Here is a 21,480-nt window from a genome sequence, read left to right on the forward strand (position 1 = left end):
ACGGGGTTCAGGCGACAGCAGCGGCCAGACGGTCGGCCAGCCTTTCGGCGTTCGGGTGGTAATACCGCTTGAGCATTTGAAGGGACTTGTGCCCGGTCACGGCTGACAGTTCGGCCAAGTTGGGCAGCTTCTCAGACAATCGCGTTGTGGCGGTATGTCGCAGGTCGTGGAGTCGCAGCTCGTCGATTCCTGCCCGCTTGCACGCAAGCTTGAACCGCAAATGCAGGGCTGGCGCAGAGATCGGAAACACGCTTCCGTCAATTGATCGCGGCAGATGGCGCAAGGTGTCGATTGCACGTGGCGACAGCGGCACAAGGCGCCGTGTGCCGTTCTTGGTGTCGGGTAGTAGGGCCGTGCGCTTGTCGAGACTGACATGCTCCCACCGCAGCGCAAGCAGTTCGCCGCGCCGCATGGCGGTTTCCAGTGCAAGGATGATGATCGGTTGCAGCCAGGGACTACGGCGTCCGACAGGGGCCGATGCGGTCAACAGCCGCGCTTCCTCGTCATCGGATAGCACGCGCTCGCGCCCTTGAGGCTGCCGCGGCTTGCGGATCGACTGGACGGCGTTTTCAACCGGAAAGCCCCACTCCCGGCGTGCGTGGTTCAGAACCGACGAGAGCAGCGCCAGATCCCGCAGCACGGTTGCCGCCGATACAGCCCGCAAGCGTTCGTCGCGGAACTTCGCCACTGCGGCAGCACTGAGGTTCGCTAGTGCGTATTTCCCCAGCTTGTTGGCGCGAAGGGCGTTTAGCCGGATGGCTTCGTCCTTAGCCCCCTTCTTGCCGGGGCTTACCTCTTCGGCATATCTCGCCAGGATGTCGGCCAGGCTTGTCCGCTCGACTGATGCACGGTTCTGATGCGTGCCGCGGTCCATCGCCACTTCGATGGACCGCGCCCATGTTTCCGCTTCCGCCTTCGTTGCGAAGGACTTGGTTTCTGGCGGGAAACCGTGCCGTGTTACACGGCACTGCCACCGATCCCCACGCCGCCGAATTGATGCCATCGTAGCCCCCAGTTGGACATACGATGGACAGAACCAACACTTGGGCCTATCAGAGCCGTGAAGGGGTTCTAGCCCCTTCGTGGGCAAAGTCTAGAAGCGAGAACCCGACCCTGTTTAAACTCAATGGGTTAGGCCTATGCTTTCCAGTGCCCGGACTTGCCCCCCAGTTTTTCCAGCAACTGGATGCCGTCCATGCGCATGCCGCGGTCCACCGCCTTGCACATGTCGTAGATCGTGAGCAGGCCGACGTTGACCGCGGTGAGCGCTTCCATTTCCACCCCGGTGCGGCCGACGGTCTCGGCAGTGACGGTGCAGCGCACGGCGGATTCGGCTTCGTCGAGGGCGAACTCGACCGCGACCCGGGTGAGCGGGATCGGATGGCATAGCGGGATCAGTTCGCTGGTGCGCTTGGAGGCCTGGATCGCGGCGATGCGGGCGATGCCGATGACGTCGCCTTTCTTCGCCGTGCCGGACTCGATCATCGCGAAGGTGTCGGGGCGCATCAGGATGCGGCCGCTGGCGACGGCGACGCGGCGGGTCTCGGCCTTGGCGCCGACGTCGACCATGTGGGCCTGGCCGTCGGCATCGAAATGGGTCAGCGGGTTCGGAGTGCTTGCGGTCATGTTGGGCTGGGGTGAAGAGCGTGGGCGTGGGTTGCATCCGGTGCCGGTGCGGCGGCCGGCTACAGATGGATACAGGCGCATGGGAACGTGCGCAGGCGGGCGGGTATCATAGCACTCCATGATGCGCCGACCTCTTGCCCTGCTGCTCAGCCTCGTGCTGGCCTTCCCCGTCCACGCCCTCGATCTGCCCGATCTTGGCGACGTTGCTGCCTCCGAGCTGTCGCCCGCTGCCGAGCGCAGCATCGGCGAGCAGATCATCCGCGAGATCCGGCGGGACGCGGCCTATCTGGACGATCCCGAGATCGAGGAGTATGTCGGTCGGCTCGGCCACCGCCTGGCGGCGGCCAGCGGCAGTCCGGCGCAGGGTGTCGACTTCTTCGTCGTGCGTGACGCCACGCTCAACGCCTTCGCCCTGCCCGGGGGTTACATCGGCATCCATACCGGCCTGCTGCTGGCGGCGCAGAGCGAATCGGAGCTGGCCTCGGTGCTTGGCCACGAGATCGCCCACGTCACCCAGCGCCACATCGCCCAGATCGTCGGCAAGCAGAGCCAGTCGGCGATGCTGATGGTGGCTTCGCTGCTGGTGGCGGTGCTCGCCGCGCGCAGCAACTCCCAGGTCAGCGAGGCGGCGATCGCCGCCGGCCAGGCCGGGGCGATCCAGTCCCAGCTCGGCTACACCCGCGCCTTCGAGCGCGAAGCCGACCGCGTCGGTCTGGAAACGCTGGAGGCCGCCGGTTTCGACGTGCGTGGCATGCCGGGCTTTTTCGAGCGCCTGCAGCGGGCGATCCGGGTGTACGAGAACAACGCGCCGGCCTATCTGCGTACCCACCCGCTCACCACCGAGCGCATCGCCGACATGGAGAACCGCGTCGCCTCGATGCGTTACCGGCAGGTGCCCGACTCGCCCGGCTTCGCCTACGCGCGCGCCAAGCTGCGCGCCGGCAACGGCTCCGCCACGGATGCGGTGCGCGAACTCGAAGACCAGGTCGCGCGCCATGCGCAGGACCCCGCGCTCACCTACGGACTGGCGCGCGCGCTGTTGCGCGCGGGGCGGGCGGAAGAGGCGGCGCAGCGCCTGGAGGCGGCGCGCACCCTCGCTGAGCCCTCGCCCTGGCTGGAAACGCTCGCGGGCGAAATCCGCCTCGCGCGTGGGGAGGGCGCCGCCGCGATCCGCGGGTTGGAGGCCGCGCGCGAGCGCTTTCCCGATAGCCGCAGCCTGATCTATGCGCTCGCCGAAGCGCGTATCGTGGGGGGCGAGCCGGCGCAGGCCGAGCGCGAACTGCGTCAAACGGTGGCCCGCCGCAGCGACGATGCGCGGCTGTGGCGCTTGCTGTCGCGTGCCAATGCGGCGCTGGGTCAGCGCACCGCGCAGCATCGGGCGCAGGCCGAGCTGTATCTGCTGCAAGGCAGCCTGCCGGCGGCGATCGAGCAGCTCGAGATCGCCCGCCGCGCCGGCGACGGCGATTTTTACGCGCAGTCGGCGGTCGATGCGCGCCTGCGCGAACTGCAGCAGCGCCTGCGCGAGGAGCGCCGCGAGCGCCTGCACTGAGCCGGCGCGCGGCTTTCGGTCGCGGTCGGCATCCATTAGAATTCCGCCCTCGAAGACTGTGCCGAGCAAGGACCAAGGATGAATTTCGACAAGGATGTGGACGCCCGCGGCCTGAACTGTCCGTTGCCGATCCTGCGTGCAAAGAAGGCGCTGGCCGAGCTCAAGGCCGGGCAGATCCTGCGCGTGGTGGCGACCGATCCCGGTTCGGTGAAGGATTTCCAGGCCTTTGCCCGGCAGACCGGCAACGAGCTGGTCGGGCAGGGCGAGACCGAGGACGCTGCGTTCGAGTTCTTCCTCAAGCGCAAGTAAGGCGCAAATAAGGCACCACCGTCCGGGAGGGGGCGCTTTGCCGAGGGCGCCGCGGCCCGGGTCCGGCTCGGACGCTCCCGGCGCCGACCGGCCGGAACTCTGGCCGGCCTGTTTCTTCCCTTCCGCTTTCAGCCGCCGAGCTTCGCCAGCTGGGGGCGTAGCTTGTCCAGCGTCGCCCTGAAGCCGGCCAGGCGCTCGCGCTCCTGCGCCACCACCGCCGCCGGGGCGCGGTCGACGAAGCTGGCGTTGGCGAGCTTGGCTTCGGCTTTGGCGGCCTCGCCCTCGAGGCGGGCGATTTCCTTCCCCAGGCGCTCGCGCTCGGCGGCGACGTCGATCTCCACCTTCAGCATCAGGCGGGTCTCGCCGGCCACCGCGACCGGGGCGATTTCTTCGCTGCCGATCTCGTCGACGATGTGCACTTCGGCGAGCTTGGCCAGGCCGGCGAGGTAGGGCGCATAGGCTTTCAGCGTGTCGGCGTCGCCGGCGGCGAGCAGCGGCAGGCGCTGGGCGGGAGAGATGTTCATCTCGCCGCGCAGGTTGCGGCAGGCGTAGATCATCGCCTTCAGTTCGGCCACTTTCGCTTCGGCGGCTTCGTCGATGCGCTTCAGGTCGGCCTGCGGGTAGCGCGCCAGCATGATGCTGGCGCCGTCCTTGCGCGCGGCGAGCGGCGCCACGGTCTGCCACAGCTCCTCGGTGATGAAGGGAATCAGCGGGTGGGCCAGGCGCAGCACGGCCTCGAGCACGCGCAGCAGGGTGCGGCGGGTGGCGCGCTGCTGCGCCGGGGTGCCGCCCTGGATTTGCACCTTGGCCAGTTCCAGATACCAGTCGCAGTACTCGTCCCAGACGAACTCGTAGACGGCGCGGGCGACGAGGTCGAAGCGGTAGGCGGCGAACTGGGTGGCGACCTCCATCTCGGTGCGCTGCAGGCGGGAAGCGATCCAGCGATCAGCGAAGGAAAAGTCGAGCGTCTCCGCCGAGCACGCCGCCGGCGCGTCCGCGCCCAGGCCGCAGTCCTGGCCTTCGCAGTTCATCAGCACGAAGCGGGTGGCGTTCCACAGCTTGTTGCAGAAGTTGCGGTAGCCCTCGCAGCGCGCGAGGTCGAACTTGATGTCGCGCCCCGGGCTGGCGAGGCTGGCGAAGGTGAAACGCAGGGCGTCGGTGCCGAAGGCGGGGATGCCCTCGGGGAATTCCTTGCGCGTCTTCTTCTCGATGCTCTGCGCCTGCTTGGGGTTCATCAGGCCGAAGGTGCGTTTCTTGACCAGCTCGTCGAGTGCGATGCCGTCGATGAGGTCGATCGGGTCGAGCACGTTGCCTTTCGACTTGCTCATCTTCTGCCCTTCGGCATCGCGGATCAGGCCGTGCACGTACACATGCTTGAACGGGATCCTGCCGGTGATGTGTTTGGTCATCATCACCATCCGCGCGACCCAGAAGAAGATGATGTCGAAGCCGGTGACGAGCACGGTGGAAGGCAGGTAGAGGTCGAGTGCGTCGTTGCTCTTGCCCGGCCACTCGGCGGTCCAGTCCAGCGTCGAGAACGGCCATAGCGCGGAGGAGTACCAGGTGTCGAGGACGTCTTCTTCCTGGCGCAGGCGGCCTTCCTCGTAGCGGGCGTGCAGCAGCGACAGGCGCTCGGCGAGTTCGGGATAATCGACAGCGGTCTGGCCCTGGCTCTGGCGCGCGGCGACTTCGGCCTGTAGCGTGCCGATCTCGGCTTCGAGCCCGGCCTTCCAGGCACGGATCGCCTCTTCCTCGCAGCTGGCGACGTAGATCTTGCCTTCCTCGTCGTACCACGCCGGGATGCGGTGGCCCCACCACAGCTGGCGCGAGATGCACCAGTCCTGGATGTTGTTGAGCCACTGGTTGTAGGTGTTGACCCAGTTCTCGGGGTAGAAGCGGATCTCGCCCGAAGCGACCACCTCGAGCGCCTTCTGGGTGATCGACTTGCCGTCTGAGTTCGGCCCCTGAGCCGGCCTGGACATGGCGACGAACCACTGGTCGGTGAGCATCGGTTCGATGACGACGTTGGTGCGGTCGCCGCGCGGCACCTGCAGCTTGTGGGCCTTGATCCCGACCATCAGGCCGAGCGCCTCGAGCTCGGCGACCACCTTGTCGCGCGCCGGCACGCGGTCCAGGCCGGCGATGGTCGCGGGCATCGCCACGCCTTCGAGCGCCCGGCCGTCGGTGGTGTAGCGCTCGGCCACGGGCGGCACGCGGCCGTCGAGGGTCAGCACCACGATCATGTCGAGGCGGTGGCGCTGGCCCACCGCGTAGTCGTTGAAGTCGTGCGCCGGGGTGACCTTGACGCAGCCGGTGCCGAACTCGCGGTCGACGTAGTCGTCGGCGATGATCGGGATGTGGCGGCCGGTGAGCGGCAGCTCGACGGTGTTGCCGATCAGGTGGGCGTAGCGTTCGTCTTCGGGATGCACCATCACCGCGACGTCGCCGAGCAGGGTCTCGGGGCGGGTGGTGGCTACCGTCAGGCCGCGCAGCTCGCCGATCGGGCCGTCGGAGAAGGGGTAGAGGATGTGGTAGAGCTTGCCGTCCTCTTCCTCGGACACCACTTCGAGGTCGGACACCGCGGTGCCGAGCTTCGGGTCCCAGTTCACCAGGCGCTTGCCGCGGTAGATGAGGCCTTCGTTGTAGAGGCGGACGAAGGTCTCGGTGACCGTCTTCGACAGGCCCTCGTCCATCGTGAAGCGCTCGCGCTTCCAGTCCGGGCTGGTGCCCAGGCGGCGCATCTGGCGGGTGATGGTGCCGCCGGAGTATTCCTTCCACTCCCACACCTTTTCCAGAAACTTCTCCCGCCCGAGGTCGTGGCGGCTGATGCCCTGGGCGTCGAGCTGGCGTTCGACGACGATCTGGGTGGCGATGCCGGCGTGGTCGGTGCCCGGCTGCCACAGCGTGTTGTGGCCGCGCATGCGGTGGTAGCGGGTGAGCGCGTCCATGATCGTCTGGTTGAAGCCGTGCCCCATGTGCAGCGTGCCGGTGACGTTGGGCGGCGGCAGCAGGATGCAGAAGGCGTCGGGGTTCGACGTGTCGAGGCCGGCGTCGAAGTACGCGCGGGATTCCCATTCCGGGTACCAGCGACGTTCGATGTCCGCCGGTTCGAAGCTCTTGGCCAGTTCCATGGTGTTTTTAGCGTCTGCGCGTGAAGGCAAAGCGCGGATTATAGCGGATGGCCGCGCCGTGCCCGGCGCGGCGTGCCCGGCACTGCGCCGCCGCTGGAAACGTGGCTGCGATGAGCTGCAGTCGTTGGCCGGGGACGGCCGGAGAGGGAAGGGCGCGGTCGCCTTCAGCCGGTGTCGCCGCCGGCCCGGCGTGCGAGCCGGGCAGACAGCGCGGGCAGCAGGGTGGTGCGCATCCGGGCGTGGGTTTCGGCACGGATGCGGGCGGCGAGGGTGTCCAGCTCGGCGGCGACGATCTGCGGCAGTTCGCGCTCGAGCCAGGCGTCGACGCTGCGGGCGAGCTCGTCGGCGAGCGCGGCGGCGGCGTCGGGTACGGGCGCGCCGCTTGCCGTGTCGGGCGGCGGCGGCGGTGCACCGGGGCGCCGGGGGATGCCGAGGCGATCGAGTTCGGCCGCTTCGAGCGCGTCGGTCAGGAGCGGGAGATCGTCCCCCGCGAGGGACAGGGACAGGGACGGAGGCTGGAGGGCACCGAGCAGCAGGGGGTCATCGCCCGCATCGGCGTCGTGGGGTCGCAAAGGCAGTCCGTTCGTCATAAGGCGGTCCGTGATGCGGCGTCGAAGGCCTTCAGTTCGAGTCCGCGGCGGCGGTACTCGGTCCACCGCGCACGCGCCGGCAGGGCATGCGCTTCGCCCTGGCCGACGATTTCGACCACGGTGCGGAAGCGCTCGTGGCCGGGTGGAAGATCGTCGGCGAGATTGAACAGCAGGTCGGCGTGCGGCCAGCCCGCGTCCTCGCCCGCCGCCGCCAGCACTACCGGCGTTTCGCCCGCGAGCGCGGAGGCGAGGGCGACATGGGGGACGAAGGCGAGCGGTTCGGACGTCCACAGCGCCTGATCGAAACGGCGCAGCTCTTCGGCGTCGACCAGGCGCACCGCGACCTTGCGCCCGCTGGCGTAGGCACGTCCGACCAGCTCGAGCGCGAGGACGAGGCGGTCGGGGGCGTTGTGATAGAAACGGACGCGCGGCGGCATGACGGCCCGAGCGGCGCTCAGACGGCCTTCGCCCGGCTGCGGCCGATCAGGAACTCGGCCAGCAGCGGTACCGGTCGCCCGGTGGCGCCCTTGGCCTCGCCCGACACCCAGGCGGTACCGGCAATGTCCAGGTGCGCCCACTTGTAGGCCTTGGTGAAGCGCGACAGGAAGCAGGCGGCGGTGATGGTGCCGGCGTAGCGCCCGCCGATGTTGCCCATGTCGGCGAAGTTGCTCTTGAGCAGCTCCTGGTATTCGTCCCACAGCGGCAGCTGCCAGGCGCGGTCGCCGGATTCGGTGCCGCGGCGCAGCAACTCGGCGGCGAGTTCGTCGTCGTTGGCGAGCAGGCCGCTGGGGATCTTGCCCAGGGCGACGACGCAGGCGCCGGTCAGGGTGGCGATGTCGATCACGCAGTCGGGCTTGAAGCGCTCGGCGTAGGTCAGTGCGTCGCACAGGATCAGGCGGCCCTCGGCGTCGGTGTTGAGCACCTCGATGGTCTGCCCCGACATCGCGGTGACCACGTCGCCGGGCTTGGTGGCGCCGCCGCCGGGCATGTTCTCGGTGGCCGGCACGAGGCCGACGAGGTTGATCGGCAGCCCCATCTGTGCCACTGCCTTGAAGGTGCCGAGCACGCTCGCCGCGCCGCACATGTCGAACTTCATCTCGTCCATCTCGGCGGCGGGCTTGAGCGAGATGCCGCCGGTGTCGAAGGTGATGCCCTTGCCGACCAGCACAATCGGCTTCGCCTTCGCCCTGGCGCCCTTGTATTCCATGACGATGAACTTGGGTGGCTGGTGCGAGCCGTGCGCCACCGACAGCAGCGCGCCCATGCCGAGCTTTTCCATGTCGGCGCGCTCGAGCACTTCGACGCCGAACTTGTACTGCTTGCCGAGCGCCGCGGCGGTGTCGGCGAGGTGGGTGGGGGTGCAGAGGTTGCCGGGCAGGTTGCCCAGATCCTTCGCCAGCGCCATGCCGGCGGCTACCGCATGCCCTTGCTGTACGGCACGGTCGAGTTCGGCGCTGACCTTGTCGCCAACGAGCAGGCACAGCTTCTTCGCGCCGCGCGCCTTCCCGCCTTTCTTGTCCTTGTCCGACTTCAGCGCGTCGAAGCGGTAGGCGCCGTCGGCGAGGATGCGGGCGGCCTGCTGCAGCCGCCAGGGGAGGGCGCGGCCGTCGAGCTCGACGTCGGCCAGGGCGACGACGGCATCCCGGCCCGGGCTGCCGGCGAGGGCCTTGGCGGCGGCGGCGAGGGCGTCGCGGTAGGCTTTGTCGGTGAACTCTTCGGCCTTCCCCAGGCCGACCAGCAGCACGCGTTCGGCGTGGATGCCGGGCAACTCGTGCAGGAGCAGGGTGGCGCCGGCCTTGCCTTCGAGGTCGCCGTGCTTGAGCAGGCGGGTGATGCGGCCTTCGCTGGCGGCGTCGACGATCGCGCTCGGCGCCGGCAGGCGGCCGTCGGCAAAGGCGCCCAGCACCAGGGTGGCGGCCTTGAGCTTCGCCGGGTCGGCGGTCTTTATGGTAAATTCCATCAGCTTTTTCCTTGCATCAAGCCATCGTCCGAAGTGCCGAAGATTATGGCCCGTTCGCGACGAGGGCGTCAAAAACCCTTCCCTCCGACTTCTTCTCCAGGCTTTTCGATTCGCGCGATGATCTTCCGGCGCGCCCTGCAACGGGAATTCGCCCAGACGGCTGCTGCGGTGTTCGTGGCGCTGTTCGCGATCCTGATCTCCTCGGTGCTGATCCGCCTCCTCGGCCAGGCGGCGGGGGGGCGCGTGCCGGCCGATGCGGTGCTCGCGCTGATCGGTTTCGGTGCGCTCGCGCAGCTGCCCACGGTGCTGACGCTGACCCTGTTCATCGCGATCCTGATGTCGCTGTCGCGCAGCTACCGGGACTCGGAAATGGTGGTGTGGTTCGCCTCCGGCGTGCCGCTGACGGCGTGGATCGCGCCGGTGCTGCTGTTTACCCTGCCGTTGGTGGTCGTGGTCGGCGCCGGTTCGTTGTTCCTGGCGCCGTGGTCGCAGCAAAAGAGCGCCGAGTACCGTGAGCTGCTCGACAGTCGCGACGACACCCAGCGGGTGGCGCCTGGGGTGTTCCGCGAGTCGGCGGGGGCGCAGCGCGTGTTCTTCGTCGAACTCGGTGCCGGCGAAGACGGGCGGGTGGGCAACGTCTTCGTCAGCGAGGACACCGCCGATGGCCAGCTCGTGGTCATCGCCTCGGCCGCAGGCTACCTGCGCAGCGACGACGAAGGGCGGCGTTTCGTGGTGCTGGAAAAGGGGCGCCGTTACGACGGCCGTGCGGGCACGCCGCAGTACCGGGTGATGGAGTTCGAGCGCTACGAAGTCCAGATCGAGCAGAAGGCGGCGGCCAGCCCGCCTTCGCGTGCCCGCGCCCAGCCGACTGCGGTGCTGATGGCGCAGGCGGACGCGCGCAGCCTGGGCGAATTGCTCGGGCGTGTCGGCGCACCGATCACGGCGCTGCTGCTGGGGCTGATGGCGATTCCGCTGTCGTTCGTCAATCCGCGTGCGGGACGGGCGAGCAACCTGCTGGTGGCGGTGCTGGTGTATCTGCTCTACAGCAATGCGATTTCGGTCTTCCAGTCCTGGGTGTCACAGGGCAAGGTGGGTTTCGTCGCCGGCCTGCTGCTGCCGCACCTGGCGGTGCTCGGGGCGCTCGCGCTGATGTTCCACAAGCGGCTGGCGGTGTCGCCATTCTGGCGGAGGCGGGTATGAGCGCGGTGCTGCTGCGTTACCTCGCGCGCGAGATCCTGGCGGCGACGGCGTTGGTGCTGTTCGCTGTCCTGGGACTGTTCGCGTTCTTCGATTTCATCAACGAGATCGAGGATGTGGGCAAGGGCGGGTACTCCCTCTACCAGGCATTCGTGTATGTGCTGCTGACGCTGCCGGCGCGAGTCTATGAGCTGCTGCCGGTGGCGGTGCTGGTCGGTACGCTGTACGCCCTGGCGACGCTGGCGCGACATTCCGAAATCACCGTGATGCGGGCCGCGGGCATGTCCACGCTCGCGCTGGCGCGCTCGCTCGGGTTGATCGGGCTGGTCCTCGTCGCCGCGACCTTCGTCGTCGGGGAATACATCGCGCCGCCTGCCGAGAGTGCCGCGCAGGAATGGAAGCTGACCGCGACCAAGGCCACGGTCTCGCAGCAGCTGCGCTCCGGGTTGTGGGTCAAGGACGGCCGGCTGGTGATCAACGTGCGCACCCTGATGCCCGACCGCACGATGCGCACGGCCCGCGTGTACGCCTTCAGCGACGATTATCAGCTGCTCTCGATCAGCGAGGCCGAGCGCGGCGTCCATGACGGCGGGAGCGAGTGGAAGCTGCTCGACGTGGTGCGCACGAATTTCCGCGGAACGCATACCGAAGTCGAGCATCTGGCCGAGATCGGCTGGCGCTCGGAGCTGACGCCGGAGGTGCTGGGGGTGCTGATGGTGTCGCCCGAGCACATGCCTTTCGCCAAGTTGTGGACCTACATCCGCCACCTGCGCGACAACAACCAGAACGCCGACCGCTTCGAGATCGCGCTGTGGAAAAAGCTGATCTATCCGTTCGCGGTGCTGGTGATGATCGCGCTCGCCCTGCCGTTCGGCTTCACCCACGACCGCATGGGCGGTGCGAGTGCGCGTATCTTCATGGGCGTGATGCTGGGGGTGGGGTTTCACCTGCTCAACGGCCTGTTTTCCAACCTCGGCATGATCAACGCCTGGCCCCCGGTCCTCGCGGCACTGACGCCGAGTCTGATCTTCCTTGCCGCCGCCGCCGCCTTGCTGCGCTACGTTGAGCGGCGCTGAAGGCGGGCGTATCCCGGCGAAATGAACGGGGCGAAAAAAACAGGGCAAAAAAAACGGGCCCGCAGGCCCGTTTCAGCGTCAAGCGGGGCGCCGGAACGGCGCTCAGCCCTGCTGCTGTTGCTGCGCAGCGGCCTTCTTGGCGGCGGCGGCCTTGTAGTCGAGCTTTTCCTTGATGCGTGCGGACTTGCCCGAGCGCTGGCGCAGGTAGTACAGCTTGGCGCGACGGACATCACCGCGGCGCTTGACTTCGATCCCGGCCACCAGCGGCGAGTAGGTCTGGAAAGTCCGTTCCACGCCTTCGCCCGAAGAGATCTTGCGGACGATGAAGGACGAGTTGAGGCCGCGGTTGCGCTTGGCGATGACCACGCCTTCGTAGGCCTGCAGACGTTCGCGGTTGCCTTCCTTCACCTTGACCTGGACGATCACCGTGTCGCCCGGGGCGAACGCGGGGAGGGTCTTGCCCTGGGTGAGGCGGGCGATTTCTTCCTGTTCGAGTTGCTGAATCAGGTTCATTGCGAATGCTCCATCAATGTTGTCGGCCTTTGTCGTTCGCATCGGCCTGGCCGCAGAGCAGGTCGCCACCTGGTGCGTGCCGTTTGTAATCGGGCGTTCGGGCGCTACCGCCGCCTTCGGCCCCGGCTTGCTCCTGCCTGAATTCCTCAAGCAGTTTCAATTCGGTCTTGCTCAGCTGCCGCGCCGCCAGCAGGTCCGGCCGGCGCAGCCAGGTGCGGCCGAGGGACTGCTTCAGCCGCCAGCGGCGGATCGCCGCGTGGTTGCCCGACAGCAGCACTTCGGGCACCCGTTCATTGTCGTACAACTCCGGCCGCGTGTAGTGCGGACAATCGAGCAGGCCGTCGGCGAAGGAGTCTTCCTGCGCCGAGTCGGCGGTGTTCAGCGCCCCGGGCAGCTGGCGCACGATCGCGTCGAGCAGCACCATCGCCGGTAGTTCGCCGCCCGACAGGACGAAGTCGCCGAGCGACACTTCCTCATCCACTGCGCGCTCGATCAGGCGCTGGTCGATACCCTCGTAGCGCCCGCACAGCAGCACCAGGGCGGGCTCCGCGGCCAGCTCCAGCACCGCCGCCTGGTCCAGTCGGCGGCCCTGCGGCGACAGGTAGATGACCTTGCCGCAGCGCCCGGTCGCTGCGTGCTGCGCGCTGCGCGCGGCCGCAATCGACTGCATCAGCGGCTCGGCCAGCATCACCATCCCCGGCCCGCCGCCGTACGGGCGGTCATCCACCGTGCGGTGCGGATCGTGAGTGAAGTCGCGCGGGTTGTGGAACTCCAGTTCGTAGAGCCCGCGTTCCTTCGCCCGCCGGGTGATGCCGCTGCCGGTGAGGGCGGCGAACATTTCCGGGAACAGGGTGATCACGTCGTAACGACGCGCTCCTCCGGCAACCGGGTGCTTGCTTCCTCCGTCTTCGTCCTGGCAGGCCGCCTGCGGCTTCACCGGTGGCTTACCAGTCCTTTTCCCAGCTCACCCGGATACGCCGGGCGGCGAGGTCTACGTCCAGAACATAGGCGGCGACGAAGGGAATCAGCCGTTCGATGGCGTCCTTGTCCGCGCCGTCCTGAACCTGCAATACGTCGTGGGCACCGGTCGACAGCAGCCCGCTGACCGTGCCAAGCGCTTCGCCCGCTTCGTTTTCGACCGCTAGGCCGACGAGATCGCCCCAGTAGTATTCGTTTTCGGCGGGTTGGGGCAGGGCCTCCCGCGGCGCAGCGATGTAGGCGCCGTCGAGGCCTTCGGCTGCGTTGCGATCGGCAATTTCTGCAAAGCTGGCAACCAGCCCCTTGCCATGGATGCGGCAGGCTTTGAGGGTGAACCGCTTCCACTGCTCTTCCGGGGCGTGGTCGTCGGCGCACAGCCACCAGTGCGGCATCGTGCGCCACGCCAGCGGGTCGTCGCCGAAAGGATGGATCTTCACCCAGCCCTGAACACCAAAAGGGGCGACGATGCGCCCCAGTACGATCATGCGCTGTTCCGCCGAAGCAGGCAGGCGCCGATCAGGCAGCAGCCTTGGCGGCTTGCTTGACCAGGCGGGCGACGGTCGGCGACAGCTGAGCGCCGTTCTGTTCCCAGTAGGCGAGGCGCTCGGTGTTGACTACCAGGCTTTTTTCGGCACCGGAGGCGATCGGGTTGTAATAGCCGACGCGCTCGATGAAGCGGCCGTCGCGGCGATTGCGGGAATCGGCGGCAACGATGTTGAAGAACGGGCGCTTCTTGGCGCCACCACGGGCAAGGCGAATGACGACCATGTGATTTTCCTGATCGGTGAGTGCGAAAAACGGCGGATTATAAGGGAAGGCCCCGGTTAGGGCAAGGCGAGTTTGTGCCGGCGGGGGCGTGGTGAGGTGCAGGAGCGGTCTTCGCCCCCATGGTCCGGGAGGGCGAACGCTATAATCGGAACCCGACCGATTGCGCTTTTCCCCGGGAACTCCGTCCATGCAGGAAATCCTCGTCCTTTACTACAGCCGCCGCGGCTCGGTGCGGGCGCTGGCCGAGCAGATCGCCGCCGGCATCCACGAAGTACCGGGGGCGGCGGCGCGCGTGCGCACGGTGCCGAAGGTCTCGGCCGTGTGCGAGGCGACGGAGGACGACATCCCTGCCGATGGGCCGCCCTACGTCGAACTGCGGGACCTGGAAGAGTGCATCGGCCTGGCACTCGGAAGTCCGACCCGGTTCGGCAACATGGCGGCGCCGCTGAAGTACTTTGTCGATGGTCTGGCCGGGGCCTGGGTCAATGGCGTGCTCGAAGGCAAGCCGGCGTGCGTGTTCACCTCCAGCGGCAGCATGCACGGCGGCCAGGAAAGCACTTTGCTGAGCATGATGCTGCCCTTGTTGCACCACGGCATGCTGTTGCTCGGCATCCCGTACAGCGAAAATGCGCTCGATGCGACGCGCAGCGGAGGCACGCCTTACGGTGCGACCCATGTCGCCGGCCGCGATGGTCAGCCCGTGCTCAGCGCCGAGGAACTGCTGCTTGCGCGGGCGCAGGGCCGGCGCCTGGCAGACGCGGCGCTGCGTCTGGCGAGGCGGCGATGAGCCCACGGCTGCTGGCCGCAGTCTCGAGCGCAAGCCTGCTCGCACTGATCGCGCTATGCGTGCTGTGGGAGGGCTGGCTGGCGCCGCTGCGCCCGGGGGGGTCGTGGCTGATCCTGAAGGCGCTGCCCCTGCTGGCGGCGGTGTTCGGCATCCTCCGCGGCCGGCGCTACACCTCGCAATGGACGTCGATGCTGGCCCTGCTGTATCTCACCGAAGGGGTGTTGCGGGTCGGCGACCCGGGGCTGACGGGCGCGCTCGCCGCCTTCGAGGTCGTGCTCGCGACCATGCTGTTCGCGAGCACGACCTTGCATGCACGCAACACCGCGCCGTCCCGCCTGAAGCGGGACTGAGTGCGTGGCGCATCCTGCGGCTGGCGCCGGGTCTCTCGGGACTCATGCCCGGAGGCGCCTGCGATGAGGCGGTGATCGTTGTGATACGGCCGCCTTGCGTTGCGCCCGGATCTGCCGCAGCCGGCGCGGCTCAGACCTGAGGGTTGAGCCGTTCCATGCCGGTGTGTAGCTTGTTGAGCGCGTTCAGGTAGGCCTTGGCCGAGGCGACGATGATGTCGGTGTCGGCGCCCTGGCCGTCCATCACGCGGCTGTTGCGCGACAGGCGCACGGTGACTTCGCCTTGGGCGTCGGTACCGGTGGTGATCGCATTGACCGAGTAGAGCAGCAGTTCGCTGCCGCTGGCGGCGACCGCCTCGATGGCCTTGAACGCGGCATCGACCGGGCCCGAGCCTTCGGCCTGGGTGCGGTGCTCGACGCCGTCGATCGCCAGGGTGATCTCGGCACGCGGCTTCTCGCCGGTTTCGGAATGGAAGCGGCTCGACACCAGCCGGTAGCGCTCGGTTTCGGGCGTGACTTCCTCGTCGCTGATCAGGGCGTGGAGGTCCTCGTCGAAGATCTCGAGCTTCTTGTCGGCGAGTTCCTTGAAGCGGGCGAAGGCATGGTTGAGGTGCTCTTCGCTGCCGATGTCGATGCCCAGTTCCTGCAGCCGCGCGCGGAACGCGTTGCGCCCGGAGTGTTTGCCGAGGACGAGCTTGTTGGCGCCCCAGCCGACGTCCTCGGCGCGCATGATCTCGTAGGTCTCGCGGTGCTTGAGCACGCCGTCCTGGTGGATGCCGGACTCGTGGGCGAAGGCGTTGGCGCCGACGATGGCCTTGTTCGGCTGTACCGGGTAGCCGGTGATCTGCGACACCAGCTTGGAGGCCGGCACGATCTGGGTGGTGTCGATGCGGGTCTCGACCGGGAAGACGTCGGCGCGGGTGCGCACCGCCATCACGATTTCCTCGAGCGAGGCGTTGCCCGCGCGCTCGCCGAGGCCGTTGATTGTGCACTCGACCTGGCGCGCGCCGGCGCGCACCGCGGCGAGCGAGTTGGCCACGGCGAGGCCGAGATCGTTGTGGCAGTGCACCGACCACACCACCTGGTCGGCATTGGAAACGCGCTCGATCAGGGTGCGGATGGTCGCCGCATACTGCTCGGGGACGTTGTAGCCGACGGTGTCGGGAACGTTGATCGTCTTCGCCCCGGCCCGGATCACCGCCTCGAAGATGCGTACGAGGAAATCGATTTCGGAGCGGCCGGCGTCCTCGGCCGAGAACTCGACGTCGTCGGTGTATTCGCGCGCCCAGCCGATCGCCTTCACCGCCTGCTCGACGACCTGGTCGGGCGTCATGCGCAGCTTCTTTTCCATGTGGATCGGGCTGGTGGCGATGAAGGTGTGGATGCGGCCGCGGACGGCGGGGCGGATCGCCTCGCCCGAGCGCCGGATGTCGTTCTCGTTGGCGCGCGCGAGCGAGCACACGGTGGAGTCCTTGACCGCCTCGGCGATGGTGCGCACGGCTTCGAAGTCGCCGTTGGAAGCGGCGGCGAAGCCGGCCTCGATGACGTCGACGCGCATGCGCTCGAGCTGGCGGGCGATGCGCAGCTTCTCTTCGCGCGTCATCGATGCGCCCGGGCTTTGTTCGCCGTCGCGCAGGGTGGTGTCGAAAATGATCAGCGGGTCTTTCATGGCTTGCTCCCGGGGTCGGATGCTGCGCCCGCGTCGGGTTCGGCGGACGCTTCGTTGTTCTGGGGGGGAAGCGGGCTGTCGGTGAAGGCCGCGGCTTCTTGGCGGTGGAGGCGGCGCTTGCGCCAGCGCAGCGCCCACAGCACGTAGCCCGAACCGGCGTAGATCAGGAACAGCCCGAACAGCACGCCCGGCGGGTAGCTGGAGACCAGCGCGAACGCCAGCACCAGGGCAATCAGCACGATGAAGGGCACGCTCCTGCGCAGATTGATGTCCTTGCCGCTCCAGAACAGCACGTTGCTGACCATCGAGATGCCGGCGAAGATCGTCAGCGCGCAGGCGTACCAACGCAGCTCGTCGCCACTGAAGCCGTTGTCCAGGCCGACCCAGACCATGCCGGCGATCAGCGCGGCGGCGGCCGGGCTGGGCAGGCCCTGGAAGTAGCGCCGGTCGACGATGTCGATGTTGGTGTTGAAGCGTGCCAGGCGCAGCGCGGCGCCGGCGCAGTAGATGAAGGCGGCGATCCAGCCGAGCTTGCCCAGGCCCTGCAGCGCCCACTCGTACATCACCAGCGCGGGCGCGGCACCGAACGACACCATGTCGGAGAGCGAGTCGTATTCGGCGCCGAATTCGCTCTGGGTGTGGGTGAGGCGGGCGATGCGCCCGTCGAGGCCGTCGAGCACCATGGCGATGAAGATCGCCACCGCGGCGGCCTCGAAGCGGTTGTTCATCGCCTGAACGATGGCGTAGAACCCGGCGAAGAGCGCAGCCGTGGTGAATAGGTTGGGCAGGATGTAGATGCCGCGGCGGCGCTTGTCGAGCATCGGCAGCGGGTGACGGTCGGGGTGGGTCACGTTCGGTGTCGCTTCCTTGGATTCCGGAAGATCAATTTTAGCCCCGATCGCCCGGGCATTCGTGCATTGCTGCGGGTGAACGGGGCGCGCCCAGCAAAAAGGCCGGTGCCGCAGTGGGCGGCACCGGCCTGTCGCGCGGGGTGAGGCGGGCGGAAGATCAGTTCTTCGACTTGTCCACCAGGGCCTTGGCCTTGATCCACGGCATCATCTCGCGCAGCTGGCCGCCGACCTGTTCGATCGGGTGCTCGGCGTTGAGGCGACGGCGTGCGGTCATGCTCGGGTAGTTGGTCTTGCCTTCCTGGATGAACATCTTGGCGTACTCGCCGCTCTGGATGCGCTTCAGGGCGTTGCGCATCGCTTCGCGCGACTGGGCGTTGATGACTTCCGGCCCGGTCACGTACTCGCCGTACTCGGCATTGTTCGAGATCGAGTAGTTCATGTTGGCGATGCCGCCTTCGTACATCAGGTCGACGATCAGCTTGAGCTCGTGCAGGCACTCGAAGTAGGCCATTTCGGGCGCGTAGCCGGCTTCGGTGAGGGTCTCGAAGCCCATCTTCACGAGTTCCACGGCGCCGCCGCAGAGCACGGCCTGCTCGCCGAAGAGGTCGGTCTCGGTCTCTTCCTTGAAGTTGGTCTCGATGACGCCGCCCTTGGTGCCGCCGTTGGCTGCGGCGTAGGAGAGCGCGATGTCCTTGGCCTTGCCCGACTTGTCCTGGTAGACCGCGATCAGGCTGGGTACGCCGCCCCCGCGCAGGTACTCGGAGCGCACGGTGTGACCGGGGCCCTTGGGCGCGACCATGATGACGTCGAGGTCGTCGCGCGGCACGACCTGGTTGTAATGGACGTTGAAGCCGTGGGCGAAGGCCAGCACCGCGCCCTTCTTGATGTTGGGTTCGACTTCGTCCTTGTACACCTGCGGGATGTTCTCGTCCGGCAGCAGGATCATGACGACGTCGGCGGTCTTCACCGCCTTGGCGATTTCCTCGACCTTCAGGCCGGCATTCTTGGCCTTGTCCCAGGACGCACCGCCCTTGCGCAGGGCGACGGTGACCTTGACGCCGGAGTCGGACAGGTTCTGGGCGTGGGCGTGGCCCTGCGAGCCGTAGCCGACGATGGTGACCTTCTTGCCCTTGATCAGGGAGAGGTCGGCGTCCTTGTCGTAGTAAACCTTCATGTCTTTCCTTTTTGCTTTGCGGTTCGGGGTGGGGAGCAGCGGTTTCAGACCTTGAGCACGCGGTCGCCGCGGCCGATGCCGCAGACGCCGGAGCGCACGGTTTCGAGGATCAGGGCCGGGTCGATGGCGCCGAGGAAAGCATCGAGCTTGCCCTGGTTACCGGTCAGCTCGACGACGTAGGAGGCATCGGTAACGTCGACGATGCGGGCGCGGAAGATGTCGGCGGTGCGCTTCACTTCTTCGCGGTCCTTGCCGGTGGCGCGGATCTTGACCAGCATCAGTTCGCGTTCGATGTGGGCGGCTTCGGAGATGTCGACGACCTTGACGATCTCGACGAGCTTGTTCAGCTGCTTGGTGATCTGCTCGATGATGTCGTCCGAGCCGCTGGTGACGATGGTCATCCGCGACATCGAGAAGTCTTCGGTCGGGGCCACGGTGAGCGACTCGATGTTGTAGCCGCGCGCGGAGAACAGCCCGGAGACGCGCGACAGCGCGCCGGATTCGTTTTCGATCAGGAGGGAAATGACGTGACGCATGATGGTATTCGGTCCCGGATGCGGAGAAGGGGCGCTCAGAGGTCTTCGGCGGAGAGGATCATTTCGGTCAGACCCTTGCCGCCCTGCACCATCGGATAGACGTTCTCGGTGGCGTCGATCTGGAAATCGAGGAACACGAGCTCGTTCTTGTGCGTGGTGAAGGCCTCGCGCAGCGCGCCCTCGACATCGGCCGGGCGCTCGATGCGCAAGCCGACGTGGCCGTAGGCCGCGGCGAGCTTGGCGAAGTCGGGCAGGGAATCCATGTAGGACTCGGAGTAGCGGCCGCCGTGGAACAGCTGCTGCCACTGGCGCACCATGCCGAGGTAGCGGTTGTTGAGGTTGCAGATCTTGATCGGCAGGCGGAACTGCTTGCAGGTGGACAGTTCCTGGATGTTCATCTGGATCGAGGCCTCGCCGGTCACGCACGCCACCGGCATGTGCGGGTTGGCGAGCTGGGCGCCCATCGCGTAGGGCATGCCCACCCCCATCGTGCCCAGGCCGCCCGAGTTGAGCCAGCGCCGGGGTTTGTCGAAGCCGTAGTACTGCGCCGCCCACATCTGGTGCTGGCCGACGTCGGAGGTGACGATCGCCTCGCCACCGGTGACTTCCCACAGCTTCTGGATCACGAACTGGGGCTTGATGATCTCGTCCGAGTTCTTGAACGCCATGCACTTGCGGCTGCGCCACTCCTCGACCTGCTTCCACCACGCGGCGAGCGCGTCGGGATTGGGGCGAGCCTCGCCGGCTTCGAGCTGGCGGATCATCTCGTCGAGCACGTCCCCGACGTCGCCGACGATCGGCACGTCCACCCGGACGCGCTTGGAGATCGACGACGGGTCGATGTCGACGTGGATGATCTTGCGCGGCTCTTCGGCGAAGTGCTCGGGGCTGCCGATGACGCGATCGTCGAAGCGGGCGCCGACCGCGAGCAGTACGTCGGAGTAGTGCATCGCCATGTTGGCTTCGAACGTGCCGTGCATGCCGGGCATGCCGAGGTACTGGCGGTCGCTGAAGGGATAGCCGCCAAGGCCCATCAGGGTGTTGGTGATCGGGTAGCCGAGCAGGCGGGTGAGCCGGGTGAGCTGTTCCGCGGCGTTCGACAGCACCACCCCGCCGCCGCTGTAGATCATCGGCCGTTTGGCTTCGAGCAGGAGCTGCACCGCTTTCTTGATCTGGCCGGAATGGCCCTTCAGCACCGGATTGTACGAGCGCATCGAGATCTCCTGCGGATACTCGAACTCGCACTTCTGCATCGACACGTCCTTGGGGATGTCGACCAGCACCGGGCCGGGACGGCCGGTTTTCGCCAGGTAGAAGGCCTTCTTCATCGTCACGGCGATGTCGCGCACGTCCTTGACGAGGAAGTTGTGCTTCACGCACGGGCGGGTGATGCCGACGGTGTCGACTTCCTGGAACGCGTCCTGGCCGATCGCGGCAGTGGGCACCTGGCCGGAGATGATCACCATCGGGATCGAATCGCAGTAGGCGGTGGCGATGCCGGTGACGGCGTTGGTCGCGCCCGGGCCGGAGGTCACCAGCGCGACGCCGACCTTTTCGGTGCTGCGCGCGAAGCCGTCGGCGGCGTGCACCGCAGCCTGCTCATGGCGCACCAGCACGTGACGCACCTGATCCTGCTGGAACAGCGCATCGTAAATGAACAGGACCGAGCCGCCGGGGTATCCGAAGACGTATTCGACCTTTTCTTCCTGCAGGCACCTGATTAGAATTTCGGCTCCGGACAGCACCATCGCAAACTCGCTCGACTATAGGGGTTTGAATAAACGCAGAACGTTACCGGCCGCTTGCGGTTTGGTCAAGGCTGCATCCTTCCCGTCCCGGTCCCAACCTTCCACCGCGGCGTCCTTCCGGCGCACGCTTTTGCGGATGATTCGATGACGCACGACACAGGCAGGGATCCGGCAGCACCCCGGCACCGCCCCGCACCCGGCACGCGCGCCCTGGTCGAACTCGCCGGCCTGCGCCGCCGTCTCGCCTCGATGCTCTACGAATCGATGCTGATGCTCGGCGTGCTCGCCCTCGTTTTTCTCGTTCCCTACCTGATTCTCGGCATCGGCTTCGGCATCGCGCCACCGGGCGGGCTCGCCTGGCTGCACATCTTCGTCGTGCTCGGAATGTATTTCGTGTGGTACTGGCACCGCCACGGGCAGACGCTGGCGATGCAGACCTGGCGGCTGAAGATCGTCGGTGCCGAAGACGGGCGCGTTGCCGGGGTGGGGCGGAGCTGGGCACGTTACGCCCTTGCCTGGCCGTCGGTGCTGCTCGGCGGGGTCGGCCTGCTGTGGGCGCTCGTCGATCGCGATCGCCAGTTCCTGCACGACCGTCTGGCCGGAACCCGGGTCGTGCTGCTGCCTCCGCAGCGGCCGTCCTGAGCGCAGCGACCGGCGCGGAGGTGATTGCA

22 protein-coding genes are annotated in these 21,480 nt (G+C 67.3%); 7 read left to right on the forward strand and 15 right to left on the reverse strand.

The window, feature by feature from the left end:
- Nucleotides 1-7 precede the first annotated feature (7 nt).
- Both Tchl_RS09700 and moaC read right to left on the reverse strand, forming a co-directional pair.
- Nucleotides 8-874 (reverse strand): tyrosine-type recombinase/integrase, encoded by an 867-nt coding sequence (locus Tchl_RS09700; RefSeq protein ID WP_232311557.1) that lies wholly within the window; start codon nt 872-874, stop codon nt 8-10.
- Between the two features lie 263 nt (nt 875-1,137).
- Nucleotides 1,138-1,626: a cyclic pyranopterin monophosphate synthase MoaC gene (moaC, locus tag Tchl_RS09705; protein ID WP_075148217.1), complete on the reverse strand. Its 489-nt coding sequence runs from the start codon at nt 1,624-1,626 to the stop codon at nt 1,138-1,140.
- Between the two features lie 118 nt (nt 1,627-1,744).
- Between moaC and Tchl_RS09710 the strand changes: the two genes are divergently transcribed.
- A complete protein-coding gene (locus Tchl_RS09710) occupies nt 1,745-3,175 on the forward strand; it encodes a M48 family metalloprotease (protein WP_075148218.1) in 1,431 nt (476 codons plus the stop codon).
- A gap of 78 nt (nt 3,176-3,253) precedes the next feature.
- The gene (locus tag Tchl_RS09715) at nt 3,254-3,484 is read left to right on the forward strand and encodes a sulfurtransferase TusA family protein (RefSeq protein ID WP_075148219.1); all 231 of its coding nucleotides are present in this window, start codon (nt 3,254-3,256) and stop codon (nt 3,482-3,484) included.
- Nucleotides 3,485-3,612: 128 nt separating this feature from the next.
- Here Tchl_RS09715 and Tchl_RS09720 read toward each other — a convergent pair whose 3' ends face one another.
- The 4 genes from Tchl_RS09720 to Tchl_RS09735 all read right to left on the reverse strand — a co-directional run bounded on the left by Tchl_RS09720 (nt 3,613) and on the right by Tchl_RS09735 (nt 9,165).
- Complete coding sequence (locus Tchl_RS09720; RefSeq protein WP_075148220.1) at nt 3,613-6,615, reverse strand: valine--tRNA ligase; 3,003 nt, start codon at nt 6,613-6,615, stop codon at nt 3,613-3,615.
- Between the two features lie 164 nt (nt 6,616-6,779).
- Nucleotides 6,780-7,205 (reverse strand): hypothetical protein, encoded by a 426-nt coding sequence (locus Tchl_RS09725; protein WP_075148221.1) that lies wholly within the window; start codon nt 7,203-7,205, stop codon nt 6,780-6,782.
- Nucleotides 7,202-7,642 carry a DNA polymerase III subunit chi gene (locus Tchl_RS09730; protein WP_075148222.1) on the reverse strand — a complete coding sequence of 147 codons (441 nt, stop codon included), beginning with the start codon at nt 7,640-7,642 and terminating at the stop codon, nt 7,202-7,204. Before Tchl_RS09730 ends, Tchl_RS09725 begins: the two co-directional genes overlap by 4 nt.
- A 17-nt stretch (nt 7,643-7,659) precedes the next feature.
- Complete coding sequence (locus tag Tchl_RS09735; RefSeq protein ID WP_075148223.1) at nt 7,660-9,165, reverse strand: leucyl aminopeptidase; 1,506 nt, start codon at nt 9,163-9,165, stop codon at nt 7,660-7,662.
- Nucleotides 9,166-9,282: 117 nt separating this feature from the next.
- On the opposite strand from Tchl_RS09735, the gene lptF reads away from it, so the two are divergent.
- Together lptF and lptG are read left to right on the forward strand one after the other, a co-directional pair.
- A complete protein-coding gene (gene lptF, locus Tchl_RS09740) occupies nt 9,283-10,365 on the forward strand; it encodes an LPS export ABC transporter permease LptF (protein ID WP_075148224.1) in 1,083 nt (360 codons plus the stop codon).
- Nucleotides 10,362-11,438, forward strand: a complete 1,077-nt coding sequence (lptG, locus tag Tchl_RS09745; RefSeq protein ID WP_075148225.1) for an LPS export ABC transporter permease LptG — start codon at nt 10,362-10,364, stop codon at nt 11,436-11,438. Before lptF ends, lptG begins: the two co-directional genes overlap by 4 nt.
- 102 nt (nt 11,439-11,540) lie before the next feature.
- Here lptG and rplS read toward each other — a convergent pair whose 3' ends face one another.
- From rplS to rpsP, 4 genes are all read right to left on the reverse strand, one after another.
- A complete protein-coding gene (gene rplS, locus Tchl_RS09750; RefSeq protein WP_075148226.1) occupies nt 11,541-11,951 on the reverse strand; it encodes a 50S ribosomal protein L19 in 411 nt (136 codons plus the stop codon).
- 13 nt (nt 11,952-11,964) lie between these two features.
- Nucleotides 11,965-12,810 (reverse strand): tRNA (guanosine(37)-N1)-methyltransferase TrmD, encoded by an 846-nt coding sequence (gene trmD, locus Tchl_RS09755; protein ID WP_268810512.1) that lies wholly within the window; start codon nt 12,808-12,810, stop codon nt 11,965-11,967.
- A gap of 85 nt (nt 12,811-12,895) precedes the next feature.
- On the reverse strand, nt 12,896-13,414 hold the full coding sequence (rimM, locus tag Tchl_RS09760; protein WP_075148227.1) for a ribosome maturation factor RimM: 519 nt from the start codon (nt 13,412-13,414) through the stop codon (nt 12,896-12,898).
- Nucleotides 13,415-13,445: 31 nt separating this feature from the next.
- Nucleotides 13,446-13,697 (reverse strand): 30S ribosomal protein S16, encoded by a 252-nt coding sequence (gene rpsP, locus Tchl_RS09765; protein WP_075148228.1) that lies wholly within the window; start codon nt 13,695-13,697, stop codon nt 13,446-13,448.
- 187 nt (nt 13,698-13,884) lie between these two features.
- Here rpsP and wrbA point away from each other — a divergent pair, with 187 nt between their 5' ends.
- Both wrbA and Tchl_RS09775 read left to right on the forward strand, forming a co-directional pair.
- Nucleotides 13,885-14,484 carry an NAD(P)H:quinone oxidoreductase gene (gene wrbA / locus Tchl_RS09770; protein WP_075148229.1) on the forward strand — a complete coding sequence of 200 codons (600 nt, stop codon included), beginning with the start codon at nt 13,885-13,887 and terminating at the stop codon, nt 14,482-14,484.
- Nucleotides 14,481-14,834 (forward strand): DUF2069 domain-containing protein, encoded by a 354-nt coding sequence (locus Tchl_RS09775; protein WP_075148230.1) that lies wholly within the window; start codon nt 14,481-14,483, stop codon nt 14,832-14,834. Before wrbA ends, Tchl_RS09775 begins: the two co-directional genes overlap by 4 nt.
- A gap of 130 nt (nt 14,835-14,964) precedes the next feature.
- Here the strand turns inward: Tchl_RS09775 and Tchl_RS09780 are convergent, their stop codons facing one another.
- From Tchl_RS09780 to Tchl_RS09800, 5 genes are all read right to left on the reverse strand, one after another.
- Entirely contained in the window at nt 14,965-16,500 is a 1,536-nt protein-coding gene (locus Tchl_RS09780; RefSeq protein ID WP_075148231.1) for a 2-isopropylmalate synthase, read from the reverse strand.
- Nucleotides 16,497-17,321 (reverse strand): CDP-diacylglycerol--serine O-phosphatidyltransferase, encoded by an 825-nt coding sequence (pssA, locus tag Tchl_RS09785; RefSeq protein ID WP_075149679.1) that lies wholly within the window; start codon nt 17,319-17,321, stop codon nt 16,497-16,499. Before pssA ends, Tchl_RS09780 begins: the two co-directional genes overlap by 4 nt.
- 187 nt (nt 17,322-17,508) lie before the next feature.
- Nucleotides 17,509-18,525, reverse strand: coding sequence for a ketol-acid reductoisomerase (gene ilvC / locus Tchl_RS09790; protein WP_075148232.1), 1,017 nt, complete (start codon nt 18,523-18,525; stop codon nt 17,509-17,511).
- A gap of 44 nt (nt 18,526-18,569) precedes the next feature.
- Entirely contained in the window at nt 18,570-19,061 is a 492-nt protein-coding gene (ilvN, locus tag Tchl_RS09795; protein WP_075148233.1) for an acetolactate synthase small subunit, read from the reverse strand.
- Nucleotides 19,062-19,096: 35 nt separating this feature from the next.
- A complete protein-coding gene (locus Tchl_RS09800; protein ID WP_075148234.1) occupies nt 19,097-20,809 on the reverse strand; it encodes an acetolactate synthase 3 catalytic subunit in 1,713 nt (570 codons plus the stop codon).
- Nucleotides 20,810-20,953: 144 nt separating this feature from the next.
- Between Tchl_RS09800 and Tchl_RS09805 the strand changes: the two genes are divergently transcribed.
- A complete protein-coding gene (locus Tchl_RS09805) occupies nt 20,954-21,451 on the forward strand; it encodes an RDD family protein (protein WP_075148235.1) in 498 nt (165 codons plus the stop codon).
- Nucleotides 21,452-21,480 lie beyond the last annotated feature (29 nt).

This window comes from Thauera chlorobenzoica, from assembly GCF_001922305.1.
Taxonomy (GTDB): Bacteria; Pseudomonadota; Gammaproteobacteria; order Burkholderiales; family Rhodocyclaceae; genus Thauera; species Thauera chlorobenzoica.

Excerpts from the sequence above, each read along its gene's own strand:
- Tchl_RS09775 (WP_075148230.1), top strand. The coding sequence starts at position 14,481 with ATGAGCCCACGGCTGCTGGCCGCAGTCTCGAGCGCAAGCCTGCTCGCA.
- Tchl_RS09715 (WP_075148219.1), top strand. The coding sequence starts at position 3,254 with ATGAATTTCGACAAGGATGTGGACGCCCGCGGCCTGAACTGTCCGTTG.
- rimM (WP_075148227.1), bottom strand. The coding sequence starts at position 13,414 with ATGATCGTACTGGGGCGCATCGTCGCCCCTTTTGGTGTTCAGGGCTGG.
- Tchl_RS09735 (WP_075148223.1), bottom strand. The coding sequence starts at position 9,165 with ATGGAATTTACCATAAAGACCGCCGACCCGGCGAAGCTCAAGGCCGCC.
- Tchl_RS09700 (WP_232311557.1), bottom strand. The coding sequence starts at position 874 with ATGGACCGCGGCACGCATCAGAACCGTGCATCAGTCGAGCGGACAAGC.
- Tchl_RS09805 (WP_075148235.1), top strand. The coding sequence starts at position 20,954 with ATGACGCACGACACAGGCAGGGATCCGGCAGCACCCCGGCACCGCCCC.
- Tchl_RS09725 (WP_075148221.1), bottom strand. The coding sequence starts at position 7,205 with ATGACGAACGGACTGCCTTTGCGACCCCACGACGCCGATGCGGGCGAT.
- ilvC (WP_075148232.1), bottom strand. The coding sequence starts at position 18,525 with ATGAAGGTTTACTACGACAAGGACGCCGACCTCTCCCTGATCAAGGGC.
- Tchl_RS09800 (WP_075148234.1), bottom strand. The coding sequence starts at position 20,809 with ATGGTGCTGTCCGGAGCCGAAATTCTAATCAGGTGCCTGCAGGAAGAA.
- pssA (WP_075149679.1), bottom strand. The coding sequence starts at position 17,321 with ATGCTCGACAAGCGCCGCCGCGGCATCTACATCCTGCCCAACCTATTC.
- Tchl_RS09730 (WP_075148222.1), bottom strand. The coding sequence starts at position 7,642 with ATGCCGCCGCGCGTCCGTTTCTATCACAACGCCCCCGACCGCCTCGTC.
- Tchl_RS09710 (WP_075148218.1), top strand. The coding sequence starts at position 1,745 with ATGATGCGCCGACCTCTTGCCCTGCTGCTCAGCCTCGTGCTGGCCTTC.
- wrbA (WP_075148229.1), top strand. The coding sequence starts at position 13,885 with ATGCAGGAAATCCTCGTCCTTTACTACAGCCGCCGCGGCTCGGTGCGG.
- Tchl_RS09780 (WP_075148231.1), bottom strand. The coding sequence starts at position 16,500 with ATGAAAGACCCGCTGATCATTTTCGACACCACCCTGCGCGACGGCGAA.
- Tchl_RS09720 (WP_075148220.1), bottom strand. The coding sequence starts at position 6,615 with ATGGAACTGGCCAAGAGCTTCGAACCGGCGGACATCGAACGTCGCTGG.
- lptF (WP_075148224.1), top strand. The coding sequence starts at position 9,283 with ATGATCTTCCGGCGCGCCCTGCAACGGGAATTCGCCCAGACGGCTGCT.
- lptG (WP_075148225.1), top strand. The coding sequence starts at position 10,362 with ATGAGCGCGGTGCTGCTGCGTTACCTCGCGCGCGAGATCCTGGCGGCG.
- rplS (WP_075148226.1), bottom strand. The coding sequence starts at position 11,951 with ATGAACCTGATTCAGCAACTCGAACAGGAAGAAATCGCCCGCCTCACC.
- rpsP (WP_075148228.1), bottom strand. The coding sequence starts at position 13,697 with ATGGTCGTCATTCGCCTTGCCCGTGGTGGCGCCAAGAAGCGCCCGTTC.
- ilvN (WP_075148233.1), bottom strand. The coding sequence starts at position 19,061 with ATGCGTCACGTCATTTCCCTCCTGATCGAAAACGAATCCGGCGCGCTG.
- moaC (WP_075148217.1), bottom strand. The coding sequence starts at position 1,626 with ATGACCGCAAGCACTCCGAACCCGCTGACCCATTTCGATGCCGACGGC.